The organism is Stutzerimonas sp. R40042, from assembly GCF_026642215.1.
Classification (GTDB): domain Bacteria; phylum Pseudomonadota; class Gammaproteobacteria; order Pseudomonadales; family Pseudomonadaceae; genus Stutzerimonas; species Stutzerimonas frequens.
On sequence record NZ_CP113258.1, the window covers coordinates 1,088,719 to 1,107,537 of the forward strand.

At 61.3% G+C, this 18,819-nt stretch carries 20 protein-coding genes and 1 other RNA gene; 16 read left to right on the forward strand and 5 right to left on the reverse strand.

What is annotated here, in order from left to right; translation table 11 throughout:
- Window position 1: 1 nt before the first annotated feature.
- On the reverse strand, window positions 2–1,039 hold the full coding sequence (locus OUY36_RS05085; RefSeq protein ID WP_267937013.1) for an NADP(H)-dependent aldo-keto reductase: 1,038 nt from the start codon (window positions 1,037–1,039) through the stop codon (window positions 2–4).
- A gap of 441 nt (window positions 1,040–1,480) precedes the next feature.
- Between OUY36_RS05085 and rplM the strand changes: the two genes are divergently transcribed.
- The 7 genes from rplM (at window position 1,481) to OUY36_RS05120 (ending at window position 6,279) form a co-directional block, all read left to right on the forward strand.
- Complete coding sequence (gene rplM, locus OUY36_RS05090) at window positions 1,481–1,909, forward strand: 50S ribosomal protein L13 (RefSeq protein WP_063544471.1); 429 nt, start codon at window positions 1,481–1,483, stop codon at window positions 1,907–1,909.
- A 14-nt stretch (window positions 1,910–1,923) separates the two neighbouring features.
- Window positions 1,924–2,316: a 30S ribosomal protein S9 gene (gene rpsI, locus OUY36_RS05095; protein ID WP_013981948.1), complete on the forward strand. Its 393-nt coding sequence runs from the start codon at window positions 1,924–1,926 to the stop codon at window positions 2,314–2,316.
- 254 nt (window positions 2,317–2,570) lie between these two features.
- Window positions 2,571–3,164, forward strand: a complete 594-nt coding sequence (gene petA, locus OUY36_RS05100) for a ubiquinol-cytochrome c reductase iron-sulfur subunit (RefSeq protein WP_156244357.1) — start codon at window positions 2,571–2,573, stop codon at window positions 3,162–3,164.
- The gene (locus tag OUY36_RS05105; protein WP_110777978.1) at window positions 3,164–4,375 is read left to right on the forward strand and encodes a cytochrome b; all 1,212 of its coding nucleotides are present in this window, start codon (window positions 3,164–3,166) and stop codon (window positions 4,373–4,375) included. The genes petA and OUY36_RS05105 overlap by 1 nt, the downstream gene beginning before the upstream one ends.
- Window positions 4,375–5,154, forward strand: a complete 780-nt coding sequence (locus OUY36_RS05110) for a cytochrome c1 (protein WP_267937018.1) — start codon at window positions 4,375–4,377, stop codon at window positions 5,152–5,154. Before OUY36_RS05105 ends, OUY36_RS05110 begins: the two co-directional genes overlap by 1 nt.
- 88 nt (window positions 5,155–5,242) lie before the next feature.
- On the forward strand, window positions 5,243–5,860 hold the full coding sequence (locus tag OUY36_RS05115) for a glutathione S-transferase N-terminal domain-containing protein (RefSeq protein ID WP_110777975.1): 618 nt from the start codon (window positions 5,243–5,245) through the stop codon (window positions 5,858–5,860).
- Between the two features lie 14 nt (window positions 5,861–5,874).
- Entirely contained in the window at window positions 5,875–6,279 is a 405-nt protein-coding gene (locus OUY36_RS05120) for a ClpXP protease specificity-enhancing factor (protein ID WP_267937020.1), read from the forward strand.
- A gap of 47 nt (window positions 6,280–6,326) precedes the next feature.
- Here the strand turns inward: OUY36_RS05120 and OUY36_RS05125 are convergent, their stop codons facing one another.
- The 4 genes from OUY36_RS05125 to OUY36_RS05140 all read right to left on the reverse strand — a co-directional run bounded on the left by OUY36_RS05125 (window position 6,327) and on the right by OUY36_RS05140 (window position 9,767).
- Complete coding sequence (locus tag OUY36_RS05125; protein WP_110777972.1) at window positions 6,327–6,905, reverse strand: BON domain-containing protein; 579 nt, start codon at window positions 6,903–6,905, stop codon at window positions 6,327–6,329.
- Window positions 6,902–7,495: a phosphoheptose isomerase gene (locus OUY36_RS05130; RefSeq protein WP_156244361.1), complete on the reverse strand. Its 594-nt coding sequence runs from the start codon at window positions 7,493–7,495 to the stop codon at window positions 6,902–6,904. Before OUY36_RS05130 ends, OUY36_RS05125 begins: the two co-directional genes overlap by 4 nt.
- Window positions 7,496–7,596: 101 nt before the next feature.
- Complete coding sequence (locus OUY36_RS05135) at window positions 7,597–7,959, reverse strand: YraN family protein (protein ID WP_125868282.1); 363 nt, start codon at window positions 7,957–7,959, stop codon at window positions 7,597–7,599.
- Entirely contained in the window at window positions 7,956–9,767 is a 1,812-nt protein-coding gene (locus tag OUY36_RS05140; RefSeq protein ID WP_156244362.1) for a penicillin-binding protein activator, read from the reverse strand. The genes OUY36_RS05135 and OUY36_RS05140 overlap by 4 nt, the downstream gene beginning before the upstream one ends.
- 123 nt (window positions 9,768–9,890) lie before the next feature.
- On the opposite strand from OUY36_RS05140, the gene rsmI reads away from it, so the two are divergent.
- The 9 genes from rsmI (at window position 9,891) to mraY (ending at window position 18,815) form a co-directional block, all read left to right on the forward strand.
- On the forward strand, window positions 9,891–10,754 hold the full coding sequence (gene rsmI, locus OUY36_RS05145) for a 16S rRNA (cytidine(1402)-2'-O)-methyltransferase (RefSeq protein WP_267937022.1): 864 nt from the start codon (window positions 9,891–9,893) through the stop codon (window positions 10,752–10,754).
- Between the two features lie 73 nt (window positions 10,755–10,827).
- An RNA gene (gene rnpB / locus OUY36_RS05150) (RNase P RNA component class A) lies at window positions 10,828–11,187 on the forward strand.
- 300 nt (window positions 11,188–11,487) lie between these two features.
- Window positions 11,488–11,943, forward strand: a complete 456-nt coding sequence (gene mraZ / locus OUY36_RS05155) for a division/cell wall cluster transcriptional repressor MraZ (protein ID WP_063544493.1) — start codon at window positions 11,488–11,490, stop codon at window positions 11,941–11,943.
- Entirely contained in the window at window positions 11,940–12,887 is a 948-nt protein-coding gene (gene rsmH, locus OUY36_RS05160; protein WP_267937024.1) for a 16S rRNA (cytosine(1402)-N(4))-methyltransferase RsmH, read from the forward strand. Before mraZ ends, rsmH begins: the two co-directional genes overlap by 4 nt.
- Before the next feature lie 5 nt (window positions 12,888–12,892).
- Window positions 12,893–13,174, forward strand: coding sequence for a cell division protein FtsL (gene ftsL / locus OUY36_RS05165; protein WP_156244364.1), 282 nt, complete (start codon window positions 12,893–12,895; stop codon window positions 13,172–13,174).
- Window positions 13,174–14,901, forward strand: a complete 1,728-nt coding sequence (locus OUY36_RS05170) for a peptidoglycan D,D-transpeptidase FtsI family protein (RefSeq protein WP_267938093.1) — start codon at window positions 13,174–13,176, stop codon at window positions 14,899–14,901. Before ftsL ends, OUY36_RS05170 begins: the two co-directional genes overlap by 1 nt.
- Window positions 14,901–16,364 (forward strand): UDP-N-acetylmuramoyl-L-alanyl-D-glutamate--2,6-diaminopimelate ligase, encoded by a 1,464-nt coding sequence (locus OUY36_RS05175; protein WP_156244365.1) that lies wholly within the window; start codon window positions 14,901–14,903, stop codon window positions 16,362–16,364. Before OUY36_RS05170 ends, OUY36_RS05175 begins: the two co-directional genes overlap by 1 nt.
- The gene (locus tag OUY36_RS05180) at window positions 16,357–17,733 is read left to right on the forward strand and encodes a UDP-N-acetylmuramoyl-tripeptide--D-alanyl-D-alanine ligase (RefSeq protein ID WP_156244366.1); all 1,377 of its coding nucleotides are present in this window, start codon (window positions 16,357–16,359) and stop codon (window positions 17,731–17,733) included. Before OUY36_RS05175 ends, OUY36_RS05180 begins: the two co-directional genes overlap by 8 nt.
- Entirely contained in the window at window positions 17,733–18,815 is a 1,083-nt protein-coding gene (gene mraY / locus OUY36_RS05185; RefSeq protein WP_063544505.1) for a phospho-N-acetylmuramoyl-pentapeptide-transferase, read from the forward strand. Before OUY36_RS05180 ends, mraY begins: the two co-directional genes overlap by 1 nt.
- The last annotated feature ends 4 nt before the right edge of the window (window positions 18,816–18,819 follow it).

Genomic DNA, 18,819 nt, shown 5'->3' on the forward strand with positions numbered 1-18,819 from the left:
TTCAGGGGGCTGGATTGGGTTGTTCGACATGGATGGCTTCGATGCGCTCTATCACTTCGTCCGGCAGCCGGATCGTCGAGCTGCGAAGGTTTGAGTCGAGCTGCTCGAGCGAGGTCGCGCCGATGATGTTGCTGGTTACGAAAGATTGCGCCGTAACGAAGGCGAGCGCCATCTGAGCTGGATCCAGTCCATACTCGCGCGCCAGTGCGACATATTTCGAGCAGGCGGTTCGGGCTTGAGGATTGCTGTAGCGGGCAAAGCGCTGAAAGCGGGTGATGCGTGCATCTGCTGGTTGAGCGCCATGTTCGTACTTGCCGCTCAGCATGCCGAAAGCGAGGGGGGAGTAGGCAAGCAGGCCACAGTGCTCGCGAATGCTGATCTCTGCCAGCCCTATCTCATAGCTGCGGTTCAGCAGGTTGTAAGGGTTTTGAATCGAAACTGCGCGAGGCAAGCCGCGCGCCTCGGCCAGTTGCAAGTATTTCATCGCTCCCCACGGGGTTTCGTTGGACAGCCCTACGTGACGAATCCTGCCTGCTTTCACTTCCTGGTCAAGCGCGTCCAGTACTTCTTCGAGCGGTGTGAAGTCTGACTCTCGATGCTGGTAACCCAGCTGGCCGAAAAAGTTGGTGTTGCGCTCCGGCCAATGCAGTTGGTACAGGTCGATCCAGTCTGTCCGAAGCCGGCGTAAGCTGTTGTCCAGCGCGGTGCGGATATGATCGCGATTGAATTTCAGGTGGCCGTCACGGATGTGGCTGATGCCGTTTCCCGGGCCGGCGATCTTGCTGGCGATGATCCAGTCGGCCCGGTTTCCCCGGTTCCTGAAGTAGTTGCCGATATAGCACTCGGTGCGTCCACTGGTATCGGGTCGTGGCGGCACCGGATACATTTCGGCGGTGTCCAGGAAGTTGATTCCGGCCGCTTGCGCCCGCTCGAGCTGTGCATGGGCATCGGCCTCGGTATTCTGCTCTCCCCAGGTCATGGTGCCTAGGCAGAGCGAGCTCACCTTCAAGTCAGTGCGGCCAAGTGGGCGTCGCTGCATGGGTTGCCTCGTGAGGATCGTGCTCGTTTCGGAAGCTTATCGGAGATCGCGCGGTGTTGCGTAAGTTGTGCAGCGACAGTGGCGTCATTTCAAGGGCTGAGCTGCTCCAGGTGAGCCGGGCAGGTCCCTCGGCGTAGCGCCTGGTCTCGGCTGTAAAGTAGAAATGGATCCCTGCGAGCACGCGGCGGTGCTTCAGGTAAAAGTCGGTTGCTATTTTTCCGGTTATCAGGATAATTCCGCAGCCTGTCGCCGGGGATGCCTAGCCTGTCGACGCAACACCGAGGTGGGGGATGCCTAGCCCGCCGAACCATTGCCGTGGCGGACGCGCTGACCCGAGCCCCCGACAGCGTCTGTTTCCGGCTGCCTTGGCCTTGCCAGGGCGAGCACCATTCAGTAAGATTCGCCGTCTTATTTTCAGGGCGGCCCCTGAGGCTATAACGAATGAAGACATTTACTGCTAAACCGGAAACCGTCAAGCGCGACTGGTTCGTCGTCGACGCTGCCGGCCAGACCCTGGGTCGTCTGGCAACCGAAATCGCTAGCCGTCTGCGCGGCAAGCACAAGGCGGAATACACCCCTCACGTCGATACTGGCGATTACATCGTCGTTATCAATGCTGAGCAAGTGCGTGTCACTGGTGCCAAGACCACCGACAAGATGTACTACTCTCACTCCGGTTTCCCGGGTGGCATCAAGTCGATCAACTTCGAGAAGCTGATCGCTAGGGCGCCTGAGCGTGTGATCGAGACTGCGGTAAAAGGCATGCTGCCGAAGAATCCGCTGGGTCGCGACATGTATCGTAAGCTGAAGGTTTACAAGGGTGCTAACCACCCGCACACCGCTCAGCAGCCCCAAGAACTGAAGATTTAACGGAATAGTTCATTATGTCGGCGACTCAAAATTACGGCACTGGCCGTCGCAAGACTGCAACCGCGCGCGTTTTCCTGCGCCCGGGTACTGGCAAGATCTCCATCAACAACCGTGAGTTGGACAACTTCTTTGGTCGCGAAACTGCGCGCATGGTTGTTCGTCAGCCGCTGGAGCTGACCGAGACTGTCGAGAAGTTCGATATCTATGTCACCGTGCTTGGCGGTGGTGTAAGTGGTCAGGCTGGCGCGATCCGTCACGGTATCACCCGTGCCCTGATCTCTTACGACGAAAGCCTCCGCAGCCCGCTGCGCAAGGCTGGCTTCGTTACTCGCGATGCTCGTGAGGTGGAGCGTAAGAAGGTCGGTCTGCGCAAAGCGCGCAAGCGTCCGCAGTACTCCAAGCGCTAATTCGCGCTGTTCAAAAGAAGCGCCCAGTCTCCTTCAGGAGCTGGGCGTTTTTTTTGCCCTTCCACTACTGGTGCGACAGCGTGTCGCGCGCCGAAAGCCCTGATTTGGCTGCGTTGCAGAGGCATTGTGACAGGCTATTACCTTGTCATAAGGAGGCCTTTTCTTTACCATTTGGCGAATTTTTCGCGGCCCAATTTTACGTGGTACATGCCTGCTCCTGAGCAGGCCATAAGAAGCTGATGGGAGACGACTGAATGAGCAATGACGGCGTGAATGCAGGCCGGCGTCGCTTCCTTGTGGCCGCCACTTCGGTGGTGGGTGCTGCAGGAGCGGTAGGTGCTGCGGTCCCGTTCGTGGGATCGTGGTTCCCTAGTGCCAAGGCCAAGGCTGCCGGTGCGCCGGTAAGGGTAAATATCAGCAAGATCGAGCCGGGGCAGCAGATGGTCGCCGAGTGGCGCGGTCAGCCGGTATTTATCGTGCGTCGAACCGAGGAGATTCTTGCGAATCTGGAAAAGGTTGCCCCCGAGGTAGCCGATCCCGAGTCCAAGGCCTCTGATCAGCCCGCATACGTTGATCCGAAGAACCGCGCCATCAAACCGGAGCTTCTGGTTGTGGTGGGGCTTTGTACCCACCTGGGTTGTGCACCGTCTTTCCGCCCCGAGGTGGCTGCAGCCGATCTCGGTGCCGATTGGTTGGGCGGCTATTTCTGCCCTTGTCACGGCTCGAAGTACGATATGGCCGGGCGCGTCTATAAGGCGCAGCCAGCTCCCTTGAACCTGCCGGTGCCCCCGCACTCGTACGAGACCGATAATGTGATCATCATCGGTGTGGACCAGGAGAACGCCTGATGAGCAAGTTCATGGAATGGGTTGACGCCCGCTTCCCCGCCACCAAGATGTGGGAAGACCATCTTTCTAAGTACTACGCCCCCAAGAACTTCAACGTCTTGTACTTCTTCGGTTCGCTGGCGCTGCTGGTGCTGGTCAATCAGATCCTGACTGGTATCTGGCTGACCATGAGCTTCGAGCCGTCGGCCGAGGGCGCCTTTGCCTCCGTCGAATACATCATGCGTGATGTCGAGTACGGCTGGATCATCCGCTACCTGCATTCGACCGGTGCTTCGGCGTTCTTCGTCGTGGTCTATCTGCACATGTTCCGTGGTCTGCTCTATGGTTCCTACCAGAAGCCGCGCGAGCTGGTATGGATCTTCGGCATGATGATCTACCTGGCGCTGATGGCTGAGGCCTTCATGGGCTATCTGCTGCCGTGGGGCCAGATGTCCTACTGGGGGGCCCAGGTGATCATTTCGCTGTTCGGTGCCATTCCGGTCATCGGCGACGATCTGACTCAGTGGATCCGCGGTGATTACCTTATCTCCGGTATCACACTGAACCGCTTCTTCGCCTTGCATGTGATCGCTCTGCCAATCGTGATTCTGGGTCTGGTGGTGTTGCACATTCTGGCGTTGCACGAAGTCGGTTCGAACAACCCGATGGGCGTGGACATCAAGAAGACCAAGGACGAGGCCGGTGTGCCGCTCGACGGTATTCCGTTCCACCCGTACTACACCGTGAAAGACATCGTGGGTGTGGTGGTGTTCCTGTTCGTCTTCTGCGCTGTCGTGTTCTTCTTCCCGGAGATGGGCGGTTACTTCCTGGAGAAGCCGAACTTCGAAGTGGCGAACGCCTTCAAGACGCCGGCGCACATCGCTCCAGTCTGGTACTTCACACCGTTCTACGCGATTCTGCGCGCGGTGCCGGACAAGCTGCTTGGCGTCATAGCCATGGGCGCGGCCATCGCTGTTCTGTTCGTTCTGCCTTGGCTCGACCGTAGTCCGGTCAAGTCCATGAAGTACAAGGGCTGGATGAGCAAGCTCGCGTTGCTGGCGTTCTGCATCTCCTTCATCATTCTCGGCGTGCTGGGCGTATTGGCTCCGACTCCTGAGCGTACTTTGTTGGCTCGGATCTGTACCGGCATCTACTTCGCGTACTTCATCCTGATGCCGTTCTACACCAAGCTCGAGAAGACCAAAGTGGTTCCGCAAAGGGTGGATGGCTGATGAAAAAGCAATTTGCTGCACTGATTCTTGCAATTCTGCCGGCCTTTGCCTTTGCTGCCGGTACCGAGGTCCACTTGGACAAGGTCGAAGTGGACCTGACCGACAAGGCCGCCATGCAAGATGGTTTGAAGACATTCGCAAACTATTGCATGGGCTGTCACAGCGCCCAGTATCAGCGCTATGAGCGCGTGGCCATCGATCTCGGCATCCCAGAAGAAGTGATGATGGAGAACATCGTCTTCACCGATGCCAAGTTTGGCGATCACATGAAGATCGGCATGAAGCCTGAAGATGCCAAGGTCTGGTTTGGTGCTGCTCCGCCTGACCTGACGCTGGTGGCCCGTGTGCGTGGCAACGACTGGCTGTACTCCTACATGCGCAGCTTCTATGAAGATCCGGCGCGGCCTTATGGCGTCAACAACACTGTGTTCCCCAACGTGGGTATGCCGCATGTGCTGGCTCCGCTGCAAGGGCGTCGTGTAGTGGGCTGCAAGCAGGTGCAGGTTGTCGAGGATGGTCGCAAGCAGTTCGACCCCCTGACTGGTACGCCGATTACCGAAGAAGCTTGTGATCAAATGGTTGTGGAGCCTGGTACCGGTTCGCTTACCGAAGCCGAGTACGACGAGAAGATCAAGAACCTGGTGACCTTCCTGGCCTATTCGGCCAATCCGGTCAAGCTGGAGAGCCAGCGCATCGGTACCTACGTACTGTTGTTCCTGGCGGTGTTCTTCGTGTTTGCCTACCTACTCAAGCGCGAGTACTGGAAAGACATTCACTAAGCGCTTTGCTGCTATCGCTGTATCCTGCGCGCGCCCTATGGGCGCGCGTGTTTTTTCTGCCTCCAGATAATTGAGTGAGGAAGGACCTATGGCTGCAACCAACCGGTTGAGCTGCTACTCCGATCCCGCCGACCATTACTGCCACCGAGTTCGTCTCGTACTTGCCGAAAAGGGTGTCGGCGTTGAGATTCTTGACGTCAAGCCCGGTCAGTGTCCTGAAAAGCTGGTTGAGGTGAATCCCTACGCCAGTGTCCCGACCCTCGTTGACCGGGATCTCGCTCTGTATGAGGCGGGGGTCATCCTGGAGTATTTGGAGGAGCGTTATCCGCATCCGCCGCTGCTGCCGGTTTATCCCGTCGCCAGAGCTAATACCCGATTGCTGGTGCATCGCATCCAGCGAGACTGGTGCAGTCTGGTCGACCGCATTCTCGATGTCCGTGTATCCGAGTCGCAGCGTGCGCAGGCTCGCAAGGAGCTGCGCGAAAGCCTGACGGGGGTCTCTCCGGTCTTTGCCGAGATGCCTTACTTCATGAGTGACGAGCTCAGCCTGGTCGACTGCTGCCTGTTGCCTATCCTCTGGCGTTTGCCCAGACTCGGGGTTGATTTGCCGCGAGCGGCCAAGCCGCTGCTCGATTACATGGAGCGCAATTTTGCTCGCGAGGCCTTTCAGGCCAGTCTTTCCGCCGCCGAGCGCAACATGCGCTGAGAGAGGATGCCGTCATGAATTCGAGCCGACCCTATCTGGTAAGAGCGCTCTATGAGTGGATCGTCGACAACGACTGTACGCCACACCTTTTGGTCAACGTCGATTATCCAGGGGTTCGGGTGCCCCCCGGATTCGCCAGCGACGGACAGATTGTCCTGAACGTTGCGCCAAGTGCCGTGCGGCATCTGCACATGGATAACGAGGTGATCACCTTCGAAGGGCGCTTCGGTGGCGTGGCCCATTCGCTCAATGTGCCGTCTGCCGCGGTGATGGCTATCTACGCCAGGGAGAACGGGCAGGGAATGGTCTTCGAGATCGAGCCAGCCCCGCCTGATGATGGCGGGGCTGGGGAGGGCGCTGCTGGCGAAGGTGGCGCTCCTCGCCCTGGCCCGCGACCTAGCTTGAAGGTCGTCAAATAAGCGATGGGGAAGCCCGGTCGGCATTTGCCGTCCGGGCGTAAGGCTGATCAATCGATGTATTCGAACAGCTTGACGATCCGCTGAACGCCCGAGACGCCTTGCACAAGATTGGTGGCGCGATTGCCTTCCTGGCGGGTCACCAGGCCAAGCAGGTAAACGATGCCGTTCTCGGTGATGACCTTGATCCGGGCGCCGGGCACGCTATTGTCGGCAAGCATCTGCGCCTTGATCTTGGTCGTGAGCCATGAGTCGTTGCTGCGGGCCAGTGCGGATGAGGGCTGCAGGACCTGCAGTTCGTTGTGAACGCGCTTGACCCGCTGTACCTGGCTGGCAGCCTGCTCAGCCATTTGCTTCAGTTCTGCTCGTGGAGTTTGCCCCGCCAGCAAGACCACGCCATTGTAGCTGGCGACGACGATGTGGGACGCCTGGTCCAGATCCGGGTGCGCCTTGGCGATGTTTACCGAGGCCTTGGTTTCGATCAGTGAGTCGTCGATCTTGCTGCCGATTGTACGGGTGCCACGGTCGTCGGCTATCGGCTCGTCACGGGCGGCGGTCAACACCGAGCTGCAACCGCTGATGGTCAGGCACAGCCCTAGGGTGATGGCGCACAGGCGAAACAGGTTCATTCCTCACTCCCGAACAGTTGATTGTCGATCAGATCGCAGAGGCAATGGATAGCTAGCAGATGGACTTCCTGGATGCGTGCCGTGATTTTGGCTGGCACGCGTATTTCGACGTCCTCCGGCAACAGCAGTGAGGCCATGCCGCCCCCGTCTCGTCCGGTTAGCGCAACGACGGTCATCTCCCGGTCATGGGCGGCCTGGATGGCCTGGATGACGTTGGCGGAATTGCCGCTGGTGGAGATGGCGAGCAGTACGTCGCCTGGTTGCCCCAGTGCGCGGATCTGCTTGGAAAAGACTTCGTTATAGCTGTAATCGTTGGCAATCGAGGTAATCGTCGAGCTGTCGGTAGTGAGTGCGATTGCCGGCAGGCTTGGGCGCTCGCGCTCGAAACGGTTCAGTAGCTCGGACGAAAAATGTTGCGCATCGCCGGCCGAGCCGCCGTTGCCGCAGGTGAGTATCTTGCCTTCGCTCAGCAGGGCGTTGACCATGACTTGGCCGGCTTGCTCGATGCTGGGCGCGAGCACATCCATTGCCTGCTTCTTGGTGTCGATGCTGGCCTGGAAGAGCTGGCGAATTCGGGTTTGCATGTCCATCGGTGGTTGACCTTCAGTATGCGTGCTCAGCGATTGCGGGCGACGCGCTTGCGGTTCTCGGAGCTGATCGGCTAGGTGTGGCGCAATTGCTTTATTGTCGCTCAGCTATCAAAGGCGTTACGGATCCAGTTCAGGTCCTGTGTCTGGCCTGCTGGTGCGATGGCGATCACGTCGAAACGGCAGGGATTGCGGGCCCAGCGGCTTTCGTTTTGCAGAAACAGCTGGGCGGTCTTGATCAGCTTCTGTTGCTTGCGCGCGTCGACGCTTTCCAGGGCGCCACCCCAGGCGGCATGCCGCCTGTAGCGGACCTCGACAAATACTACTGTATCGCCGTCGAGCATGACCAGATCAAGCTCGCCGCTGCGACAGGACCAGTTGCGCGCGAGCAGGCGAAGCCCGCTGTTGCAGAGGTGCTGCAATGCGAGTGTTTCGGCAGAGCGTCCGCTGCTCTGGGCATCGCTCATAGTGGCTGGTTATCCAGGCGCTCGACCTTGCCGTCGCGAAACTGAGCCCACGGTAACTGCCGCTCTATGCGTTGATCGCCATTCAGTTGCAGCACGCCGGAAAGTCCGTCGAGCTGCGTATCGGGCAGGGCCAATAGCTGGTTCAGCCGAGGTGCAAGCAGATATGCATCGGCTCCCATGGCGTACAGCCTGCCCAGGCTACCGCCTGCCTGCGGCCACTTTTGCTCGACCTCCTGGCGTAACGGCAGCTGCTCGTCCAGCAGCCAGGGTGTTTCGGCAAAACGGATGCCCTCGAGGTCAAGATACTGGGTGTGATTCTGGCTGGCCGAATGCAGGTGGGATGTCGCATAGATCGGCAGGTCGCCGGCGTACTGGAAGATCAGCGTGGGCCGTACCTGCTGCGCCTGTTGCGGGGTGGCCGCGAGGAAAATGAAGTCCACGTCCTGGCGACGGGTGGGTCGGCTGGCGGCCGACGCATCCAGTGTGCCCTCTACGCGGCGTGCGCGCTCTTCGCTATTGCGCAGCTGCAGCAGGTCGGCGATCTGATTGGCCAGTTGGACCGGCTCGGCCAGTGGTTCGGCCGCGACCAGAGTCCCTCCGGCCTCCTGCCAGCTGTGGCGGAATGCCTCTAGGATGCGATTGCCCCACTCGCCGCGCGGTGCCAGTGCGATAGCCCGGCGATGTCCGTCAGCCCAGGCGCGTCGGGCCACCTCGCGGGCTTCGTCTTCCGCAGCGAGGCCGAACTGGAACAGCTGGGGCGGCGTTTGTTGTCCGGCATCGCTGTAGTTGAGTGCCAGCGTGGTGATCGGTAGCTGGTCTCGTTCGGCGAGTTGGCGTACCAGATCCTTCTCAAGTGGCCCGACCACAAGTTGCACCCCGGCTGCCTGAGCCTGACGGTAAAAGTCGTCGATGGAGCTGATGCGGGTGCTGTCGTACAGCTCGATGCGCAGTTCCTGGCTGGCCTGCTGGGCGTGCAGGTGTGCTGCGAGGAAGCCATCGCGCAGCGCGCGGGCGACGCTAGCCAGCTGGCCGTCCATTGGCAGCAGTAGTGCCACGTGGGTCAGTGGCTGGTCTGCCAGTTCGCGCAGCTTCTGCAAGGGCTCTGGTAGCTGTCGTGCAGCCGGATGCTGCGGATTCTGTGCAACCCAGTCGTCGATTGCTCGCTGTTGTTGAGCGACCGTGCCGGCACGCTTCAGCGATAACGCGAGAGTCTGCCAGCCTGCTAGGTCGGTGTCGGTGCTCGCAGCACTTTGCAGCTGAGTCTCGGGCAGGGCGGAAACCAGCTTCCAGATGGTTTCATGGTTCGCCTGGGCCTGCTTGCCGCTCAGCAGTGGTGCGGTGAAGACTCGCTCGCGAGCAGCTGCTATTGGCTTGCCGTTAGCCTCCAGAGCCTGGGCGCGTGCCAGTTGGCTGCGCACCTGCTGCTCGACGGGAAGCTCGGCAAGGCGCTCGAAGGCGGGGTGTTGGAAAGCCTGCTCGGCCTTCTGTGGCTCGCTGGCGGCCAAGGCAAGCTCTGCCTGAAGCGTGAGGGCGAATATCTGTAGCGCGGGCTTGAGGGTTTCCAGCTGAACCTGCTCCAGGATGCTGCGAGCCTGGGCGGCATTACCCTGCCGCAGGCTCTGATCTGCCGCCGCCAAGCGCAGTTGGGCAGCCAGTTCGGGGTCGCTCTGGTCTGCTTTGTTCAGCAGTTGCTGAGTGGTCGCCTGCGGAGTGCGCGGTAGTTCGCCTAGCGTGGAGGAGGGAGTGCTCGAACATGCCGCAAGGACGGCGGCGAGACAGAGGAAGAAAAAGGGGCGTAAGCAGGCCATTGGTATGTCGTTCCTGGGTGCGCTGGCGGGTGTTGGCGGATTGTACCCAAGCACCGAAGCGGTCGCGATGTTGCGGCGGCGAATCGGGCTACAATGCGCATTTCCGTGACAGAGGTAAGCCCTGTGACTGCCAGTGATGGTATGAATTCCGGCATGGGTACGCTTTATGTCGTAGCCACACCGATCGGCAATCTGGAGGACATCAGTGCTCGTGCGTTGCGAGTGTTGCGTGAAGTGGCGTTGATTGCTGCGGAAGATACTCGGCGTTCGTCGCGCTTGCTGGCGCACTTCGGGATCCAGACGCCGCTGGCAGCCTGCCACGAGCATAACGAGCGCGATGAAGGGGGACGCTTCATCGGGCGGCTGCGGGCGGGTGAAGATGTAGCGCTGATATCGGATGCGGGTACGCCGCTGATTTCTGATCCGGGTTATCACCTGGTGCGTCAGGCTCGTGCGGCCGGCGTTGCTGTGGTTCCGGTTCCCGGGGCGTGCGCACTGATTGCGGCGCTTTCGGCCGCGGGGTTGCCTTCGGATCGCTTCGTTTTCGAGGGGTTCCTGCCGGCCAAGGCTGTCGCGCGTCGTGCGCGGCTGGAGGCGCTTAAAGAGGAACCCCGGACCTTGATCTTCTACGAGGCTCCGCATCGCATTCTCGAGTCGCTCTGCGATTTCGAGGCCGTGTTCGGCGAGGCCCGCCCTGGCGTGCTCGGGCGGGAGTTGACGAAGACATTCGAGACGCTGAAGGGGTTGCCGCTGGGGCAGCTGCGTAGCTGGGTCGAGGCCGACAGCAATCAGCAGCGTGGTGAATGCGTACTGTTGGTCGAGGGCTGGCAGGCGCCGCAGGGCGAGGAAGCTGTCAGCGCCGATGCGTTGCGTATTCTGGATCTTCTTCTCGCTGAAATGCCGTTGAAGCGGGCTGCGGCGATCGCGGCGGAAATCACTGGGGTGCGCAAGAATCTCCTCTATCAGGCGGCCTTGGAACGCAAGTAATCGACGTTTTGGGCAGATAGCAGTCGCCGCTGTGCTTGCAGCTCGGGGGCTGCGACGATACCCTGACGCCCGGAGAGTCGATCGGACAGTCGCTGTCTCTTTTTGTTCCGGCAAGAAGGGAGGGAGGAAAGTCCGGGCTCCATAGGGCAAAGTGCCAGGTAACGCCTGGGAGGCGTGAGCCTACGGAAAGTGCCACAGAAAATAACCGCCTAAGCGCTTCGGCGCCGGTAAGGGTGAAAAGGTGCGGTAAGAGCGCACCGCACGGCTGGTAACAGTCCGTGGCTAGGTAAACCCCACTTGGAGCAAGACCAAATAGGGATCCATTGGCGTGGCCCGCGCTGGATCCGGGTAGGTTGCTAAAGGCAGTCAGTGATGGCTGTCGTAGAGGAATGGCTGTCCTCGACAGAACCCGGCTTACAGATCGACTCTCCTCCTTTCGCTATCTCACTTTCGTGACGCGCGTTTTTAATTCCGAAAGATTCTTTCTCTTAACAAAGCACTTTAACTTTGTTGAGTAACTCCCTGTCGTGCTGAAACTAGATTTCCACTCTCGCCTCCGATTTCAGTCGCGTCTTCCCTAAGCATCGCTAAATTGCCGCTCCGTAAGGGTTTTTCCCGTCTGGCTCGCCTTGACGGTGGGGCTACGGCGTTTCTATAGTGCGCACAAGTGGTAGGAAGTGGCAGAAAGTGGGTAGATATGGGCATGGATAGCTAATTCAGGGGAAGCGCAAGCGTGTTTCGCGGAGCTAACGCCATCAGTCTCGACGCCAAAGGCCGGCTAGCCATGCCCAGCCGGTATCGTGACGAGCTGAATTCCCGTGGCGATGGCCAGCTGATCATCACGATCGATGCCGTGGACCGCTGCCTTTGTATCTACCCGTTGCCTGAGTGGGAGTTGATCGAGGCGAAGCTGCGCGAGCTGCCCTCGTTACGTGAGGAAGCACGGCGACTGCAGCGCTTGCTGATTGGTAATGCTGTCGATCTGGAGATGGATGGCAGCGGTCGTGTGCTGGTACCGCCGCGTCTGCGCGAATACGCCAGGCTGGACAAGCGAGCGATGCTCGTAGGGCAGCTCAACAAGTTTCAACTGTGGAACGAGGACGACTGGAACGCGATATCCGACGCGGACCTGGCGGCCATCAAACAACCCGGCGGCCTGCCGGAAGAACTACGTGACCTTATCCTGTGAGCCAGATCAGCAGCCTGCGACATATCACCGTGTTGCTCGACGAAGCCGTCGCGGCGCTGAACGTGCGTCCGGATGGCCGCTATGTCGACGGAACCTTCGGTCGCGGCGGGCACAGCCGGTTACTGCTTCAGCAGCTTGGGCCTGATGGCCTCTTGCTAGGGTTCGACAAGGACCCATTAGCCATTGCTACGGGGCAAGAGCTGGCGGCCGAGGACGGCCGCTTTGTCGTTGTGCAGAGGAGTTTTGCCGAGCTAGGAGAGGAGGTCGCGCAACGCGGCTGGAACGGGACTGTCAGCGGTGTTCTGCTGGATCTCGGGGTTTCCTCGCCGCAGCTGGATGACCCTGAGCGAGGCTTCAGCTTTCTCAATGATGGCCCGCTGGACATGCGGATGGACCCGGCGCGCGGTGTCAATGCGGCCGAGTGGATTGCCCAGGCTGATGAGGACGAGATCGCTCGCGTGTTCAAGGATTATGGCGAGGAACGCTTCGCCAAGCGCATGGCGCGAGCCGTGGTGCAGCGCCGTGTGGTGGCGCCCTTCGAGCGTACTGCTGATCTCGCCAAGGTGCTGACCGACGCCAATCCCGCCTGGGAGAAAGGCAAGAACCCCGCAACGCGTGCCTTCCAGGGGTTGCGCATTCATATCAACAACGAGCTGGGCGATCTGGAGCGCGGCCTTGATGCTGCGCTGGATGCATTGGCTGTGGGCGGCCGTCTGGTTGTCATCAGTTTCCACTCGCTGGAAGACCGCATCGTCAAGCAGTTCATGCGGCGCCACGCCAAGGGCGAAGCGGACAAGCTCCCGCGCGATCTGCCGATCATTCCCAAGGCCTTCGAGCCCCGGCTGAAACTGATAGGCAAGCCGCAGTACGCCTCCGAGCCGGAGGTTCGGGCCAATCCGCGCTCGCGCAGCGCGGTAATGCGTGTCGCGGAGAAGCTGCGGTGAGTCGCATGCTGCGATCCATGCCCAACGGCAGTCTGCTGATGCTGGTGCTGTTCGTCAGTGTCCTGCTGTCGGCAATTGCGGTGGCTTACTGCGCGCACTGGAATCGTCAGCTGCTCAACGACCTCTACGGCGAGCTCAGCGTGCGCGACAAGGCGCAGGCAGAGTGGGGGCGCCTGATTCTCGAGCAGAGCACCTGGACTGCTCACAGCCGCATCGAGACGCTGGCGACCGATCAGCTGCGCATGCATATTCCCGCGGCGGCCGACGTCAGGCTGGTGAAGCCATGATGACCATCAAGGGCGCACTTTATCCCTGGCGCTTTCGCATCGTATTGACGCTGCTGGCGCTGCTGGTCGGTGTGATCGCCTGGCGCATCGTCGATCTGCAGGTCATGGACCAGGCTTTCCTGCAAGGGCAAGGCGATGCACGCAGTGTTCGACACATCCCGATTCCTGCCCACCGCGGGCTGATCACCGATCGCAACGGCGAGCCGCTTGCGGTGAGCACGCCGGTTACCACGCTTTGGGGCAATCCAAAGGAGTTGCAGGCTGCTCGCGCGCGTTGGCCGGAACTGGCTAAGGCACTGGGGCAGGACGCAGCATCTCTCAGCGAGCGACTTCAGTCGCAGGCCTCGCGCGAGTTCATCTATCTGGTGCGCGGGCTCACTCCTGAGCAGGGGCAGGGCGTGCTGGATCTGAAGATTCCAGGCGTTTACTCGCAAGAGGAGTTTCGTCGGTTCTATCCAGCCGGCGAAGTGGCCGCCCATGTGGTGGGCTTCACCGATATCGATGATCGTGGCCGCGAGGGCATGGAGCTCGCTTATGACGAGTGGCTCGCTGGCGTACCGGGCAAGCGCCAAGTGCTGAAGGACCGTCGTGGCCGTCTTATCAAGGACGTGCAAGTGGTGAAGAACGCTAAGGCCGGCAAGGCCATGGCGCTTTCGATCGATCTGCGTCTGCAGTATCTGGCCCACAGCGAGCTGCGCAATGTGGTGCACGAGTATGGCGCCAAGGCCGCCAGTCTGGTCATGGTCGACGTCAAGACCGGCGAGATCCTCGCCATGGCCAACCAGCCCACCTACAACCCGAACAACCGTCGCAATCTGCAGCCGGCGGCCATGCGCAACCGCGCCATGATCGACGTGTTCGAGCCTGGCTCGACCGTCAAGCCGTTCAGCATTGCTGCCGCCTTGGGCACTGGCAAGTACCAGCCGGATTCGGTGGTCAACACCTTGCCGGGCTGGATGCGCATTGGTCGCTACACGATCCGCGACGTATCGCGCGGCGGCATGCTCTCGTTGACCGGCATCCTGATGAAGTCGAGCAACGTCGGGATCAGCAAGATCGCCCTAGATATTGGCGCTGAACCGGTCTATGCCGTGATGCAGCAGGCTGGCTTCGGCCAGGATACCGGGCTCGGCTTCCCGGGCGAGCGCGTCGGCAATCTGCCCAATCATCGCAAGTGGCGGGATGCCGAGACCGCCTCGCTCGCATATGGCTATGGCCTGTCTGTTACCGCGGTTCAGTTGGCGCATGCCTATGCCGTGCTCGGCAATCAGGGCGTGAATGTCCCGCTCTCCCTGCTGCGGCTGGATCAGACGCAGGATGGCGTGCAGGTGATCGACAAGCAGATTTCCGCCACGGTACTGCAGATGCTGCGCGCAGTCGTCGAAGAAGAGGGCGGTGGCGGCTCGCGCGCTAAGGTGCCGGGCTATCACGTGGGTGGCAAGAGCGGTACCGCGAAGAAGATTTCCGGCACAGGTGGCTACACCAAGGACGCCTATCGCTCGTTCTTCGCTGGCGTCGCGCCGCTTTCCAATCCGCGTATTGCCGCGGTAGTGGTCGTGGACGAGCCGAGCAAGGGACAGTACTACGGCGGTCTGGTCGCAGCGCCGGTGTTCGGCAAGGTCATGGCCCGCGCGCTGCGGCTGATGAACGTAGCGCCTGACAATCTGCCGCCACCAGCCGAGTTGCAGGCCGCAGAGAACTCTGAAGGCAAGGGAGGGCGCAGCTGATGCCAATGCCGTTGAGTCATTTTCTGCCGCAGGCCGGCAGCGATGTATTGATCCGCGAGCTCACGCTCGACAGTCGCAAGGTGCGCGGCGGCGACCTCTTCCTGGCGGTTCCCGGCTTGCAGCAAGACGGACGCGACCACGTCGCGGATGCGATAGCCCGAGGTGCAGCCGCGGTTGCCTATGAAAGCGAGGGGCTCGCCGAACCATTGGCCGGTGCTGCCGTGATGGTTCCGGTTCTGCACCTGAGCAACCAGCTTTCGGCAATTGCCGGGCGGTTCTATGGCGAGCCGAGTCGCAATCTGCACCTGGTCGGCGTCACCGGAACCAACGGCAAGACCAGCGTCAGCCAGCTGATCGCGCAGGCGTTGGACCGGCTCGGCGAGCCGTGCGGCATCATCGGTACGCTGGGCAACGGTTTTCATGGCCAGCTTGAGCAAGGACGGCATACGACGCCAGATGCGATCGGCGTGCAGGCGACGCTGGCCAGTCTGAAGCAGGAAGGTGCCAAGGCGGTGGCGATGGAGGTGTCCTCGCATGGCCTGGATCAGGGGCGGGTTGCCGCGCTGGACTTCGACGTCGCGGTGTTCACCAATCTGTCCCGCGATCACCTGGACTATCACGGCACCATGGACGCCTATGGTGCCGCCAAGGCACGTCTGTTCGACTTCCCCTGCCTGCGCTGCCGGGTGGTCAATATTGATGACGGTTTCGGTCGTGAGCTGGCGGGTCGGGAGCATGAGTCTCGCCTGATCACCTATAGCCTGGAAGACCCGTCGGCGTATCTGTTCTGTGCCGAGGCCAGGCTCGACGACAGCGGTATCCACGCGCGCCTGATCACGCCGCAGGGCGAGCGCTCGCTGCGCAGCCCGCTGCTGGGGCGCTTCAATGTCAGCAACGTGCTGGCCACCGTTGGCGCCTTGTTGGGCATGGATTACCCGCTGGACGAAATCCTGAACGTGCTGCCCGAACTGGAAGGTCCGACCGGACGCATGCAACGTCTGGGTGGCGGTGATCATCCTCTGGTCGTGGTCGACTATGCGCATACTCCGGATGCGCTGGAAAAGGTGCTCACTGCGTTGCGCCCGCACGCGCGTGGCCGGTTGCTCTGCTTGTTCGGCTGCGGTGGTGACCGTGACAGCGGCAAGCGCCCGCTGATGGCCGAGGTCGTCGAGCGACTGGCCGATGGCATCGTGGTTACCGATGACAACCCGCGCAACGAGGCGCCGGAGCGAATTCTCGACGATATCCGCAGTGGCTTCGTCAATCCTGAAACGGTGACCTTCGTGCACGGTCGCGCCCAGGCGATTGCCGGCCTTATCGCGGCCGCGAATGCCGACGACGTGGTGGTGCTCGCGGGCAAAGGGCACGAGGACTATCAGGAAGTTCGCGGCGAACGGCTGCCGTTCTCCGATATCGAGGAAGCCGTTGCGGCACTGGCCACCTGGGAGAAGCCCCATGCTTGAAGCCATGCGCCTGAGCGAGCTGCAGGGCCCCTTGTCGGGCCGTCTGGTGGATGCCGATGCCAGCTTCTCGGCTGTCAGCACCGACAGCCGGGCGATCCAGCCGGGACAGCTGTTCATTGCGCTGACCGGTCCGCGCTTCGATGGCCATGCCTACCTGGCTGAAGTGGCAGCCAAGGGCGCGGTGGCTGCACTGGTCGCACGCGAAGTGGAAGGCGCGCCGTTGCCACAGCTGGTGGTCGCCGACACCCGTTTCGCGTTGGGCCGCCTGGGCGCGCTCAACCGTGACGCCTTCAAGGGGCCGGTCGCCGCTATCACCGGCTCCAGTGGCAAGACCAGCGTCAAGGAAATGCTCGCCAGCATCCTGCGCAGCGCTCATGGACAGGATGCTGTGCTCGCCACCCGCGGCAATCTGAACAACGACCTCGGCGCGCCGCTGACACTGCTGGAGCTGGACGCCGTGCACCGCAGCGCGGTCATCGAACTTGGTGCCTCGCGCGTGGGTGACATCGCCTACACCGTCAAGCTGGTGCGTCCGGATGTCAGCCTGATCACCAACGCCGGCAGCGCCCATGTCGGAGAGTTCGGCGGGCCGGAGAAGATCATCGAGGCCAAGGGCGAAATCCTCGATGGGCTGAGCGCAACAGGCTGCGCCGTGCTGAACCGTGACGACAAGGCCTACCCGATCTGGGCCGAGCGCGTGGCCGGCAAGCGCATCGTGTCGTTCGGTCTGGACAACCCGCTCGCCGACTTCTCTGCCGGTTCGATCGCCTACGACCAGCGCGGTTGCCCGAGTTTCGTACTGACCGGCCCGCTGGGCAATCTGCGCTTGCAGCTCAACCTGCTGGGTCGCCATAACGTGGCGAATGCCCTGGCTGCGTCCGCTGCCGCCTTTGCCATGGGCATCACCGCCGAGCCCATCGTCGCTGGCCTGCAGGGCCTGCAGCCGGTCAAGGGGCGCGCCGTGGCGCAGATGTTGGACAACGGCGTGCGTCTGATCGACGACAGCTACAACGCCAACCCCGCATCGATCTGCGCCGCCATCGACGTGCTCGCTAGTTTCGCCGGACGCACCGTTCTGGTGTTGGGCGATATGGGTGAGCTGGGCGAGTGGGCCGAGCAGGGCCATCGTGACGTGGGCGCCTATGCATCGGGCAAGGTCGACACGCTTTTCGCCGTCGGGCCACTGATGGCGTATGCGGTTGCCGCTTTCGGCCCGGGCGCCCGCCATTTCGCCGACCAGACCAGCCTCATCGAGAGCCTGCGTGCCGAACAGGGCAGCGGTACCACCATTCTGATCAAGGGTTCGCGTAGCGCGGCGATGGACAAAGTCGTCGATGCGCTCGCCGGGCCATCCATGGAGAAACACTGATGCTGCTGCTGCTCGCCGAGTATTTGCAACAGTTCCACAAGGGCTTCGCGGTCTTCCAGTACCTGTCGCTGCGTGGAATCCTCGGCGTCCTCACCGCGCTGGTACTTTCGCTGTGGATGGGCCCCTGGCTGATCCGCACCCTGCAGCTGCGCCAGATCGGCCAGGCGGTGCGCACCGACGGGCCGCAGTCGCACCTGTCGAAATCCGGCACGCCTACCATGGGCGGCGCGCTGATTCTCAGCGCCATCGGCATCTCCACGCTGCTCTGGGCGGATCTGGCCAATCGCTATGTCTGGGTGGTGCTGGCGGTGACCCTGCTCTTCGGCGCGATCGGGTGGGTCGATGACTATCGCAAGGTGATCGAGAAGAACTCCCGCGGCCTGCCCAGCCGCTGGAAATACTTCTGGCAATCGGTCTTCGGCCTCGGTGCCGCGATCTTCCTATATATGACGGCGCAAACGCCGATCGAAACCACGCTGATCCTGCCGCTGCTGAAGAATATCGAGATCCCGCTCGGGATCGGTTTCGTGGTGCTCACCTATTTCGTCATCGTCGGTTCGAGCAATGCGGTCAACCTCACCGACGGCCTGGACGGCCTGGCGATCATGCCCACCGTTATGGTCGGCGGCGGTCTGGGCATCTTCTGCTACCTCTCCGGTAACGTGAATTTCGCCGAATACCTGCTCATTCCCTACATTCCCGGCGCAGGCGAGCTGATCGTGTTCTGCGGTGCGCTGATCGGAGCCGGCCTCGGCTTTCTTTGGTTCAACACCTATCCGGCGCAGGTCTTCATGGGCGACGTCGGCGCGCTGGCGCTGGGCGCGGCGCTGGGCACCATTGCCGTGATCGTGCGCCAGGAAGTGGTGCTCTTCATCATGGGCGGCGTGTTCGTCATGGAGACGCTCTCGGTGATGATCCAGGTTGCCAGCTTCAAACTCACCGGCAAGCGTGTGTTCCGCATGGCGCCGATCCACCACCATTTCGAACTCAAGGGCTGGCCTGAGCCCCGGGTAATCGTGCGCTTCTGGATCATCACCGTGATCCTGGTGCTGGTTGGCCTCGCCACCCTGAAGCTGAGGTAACCGA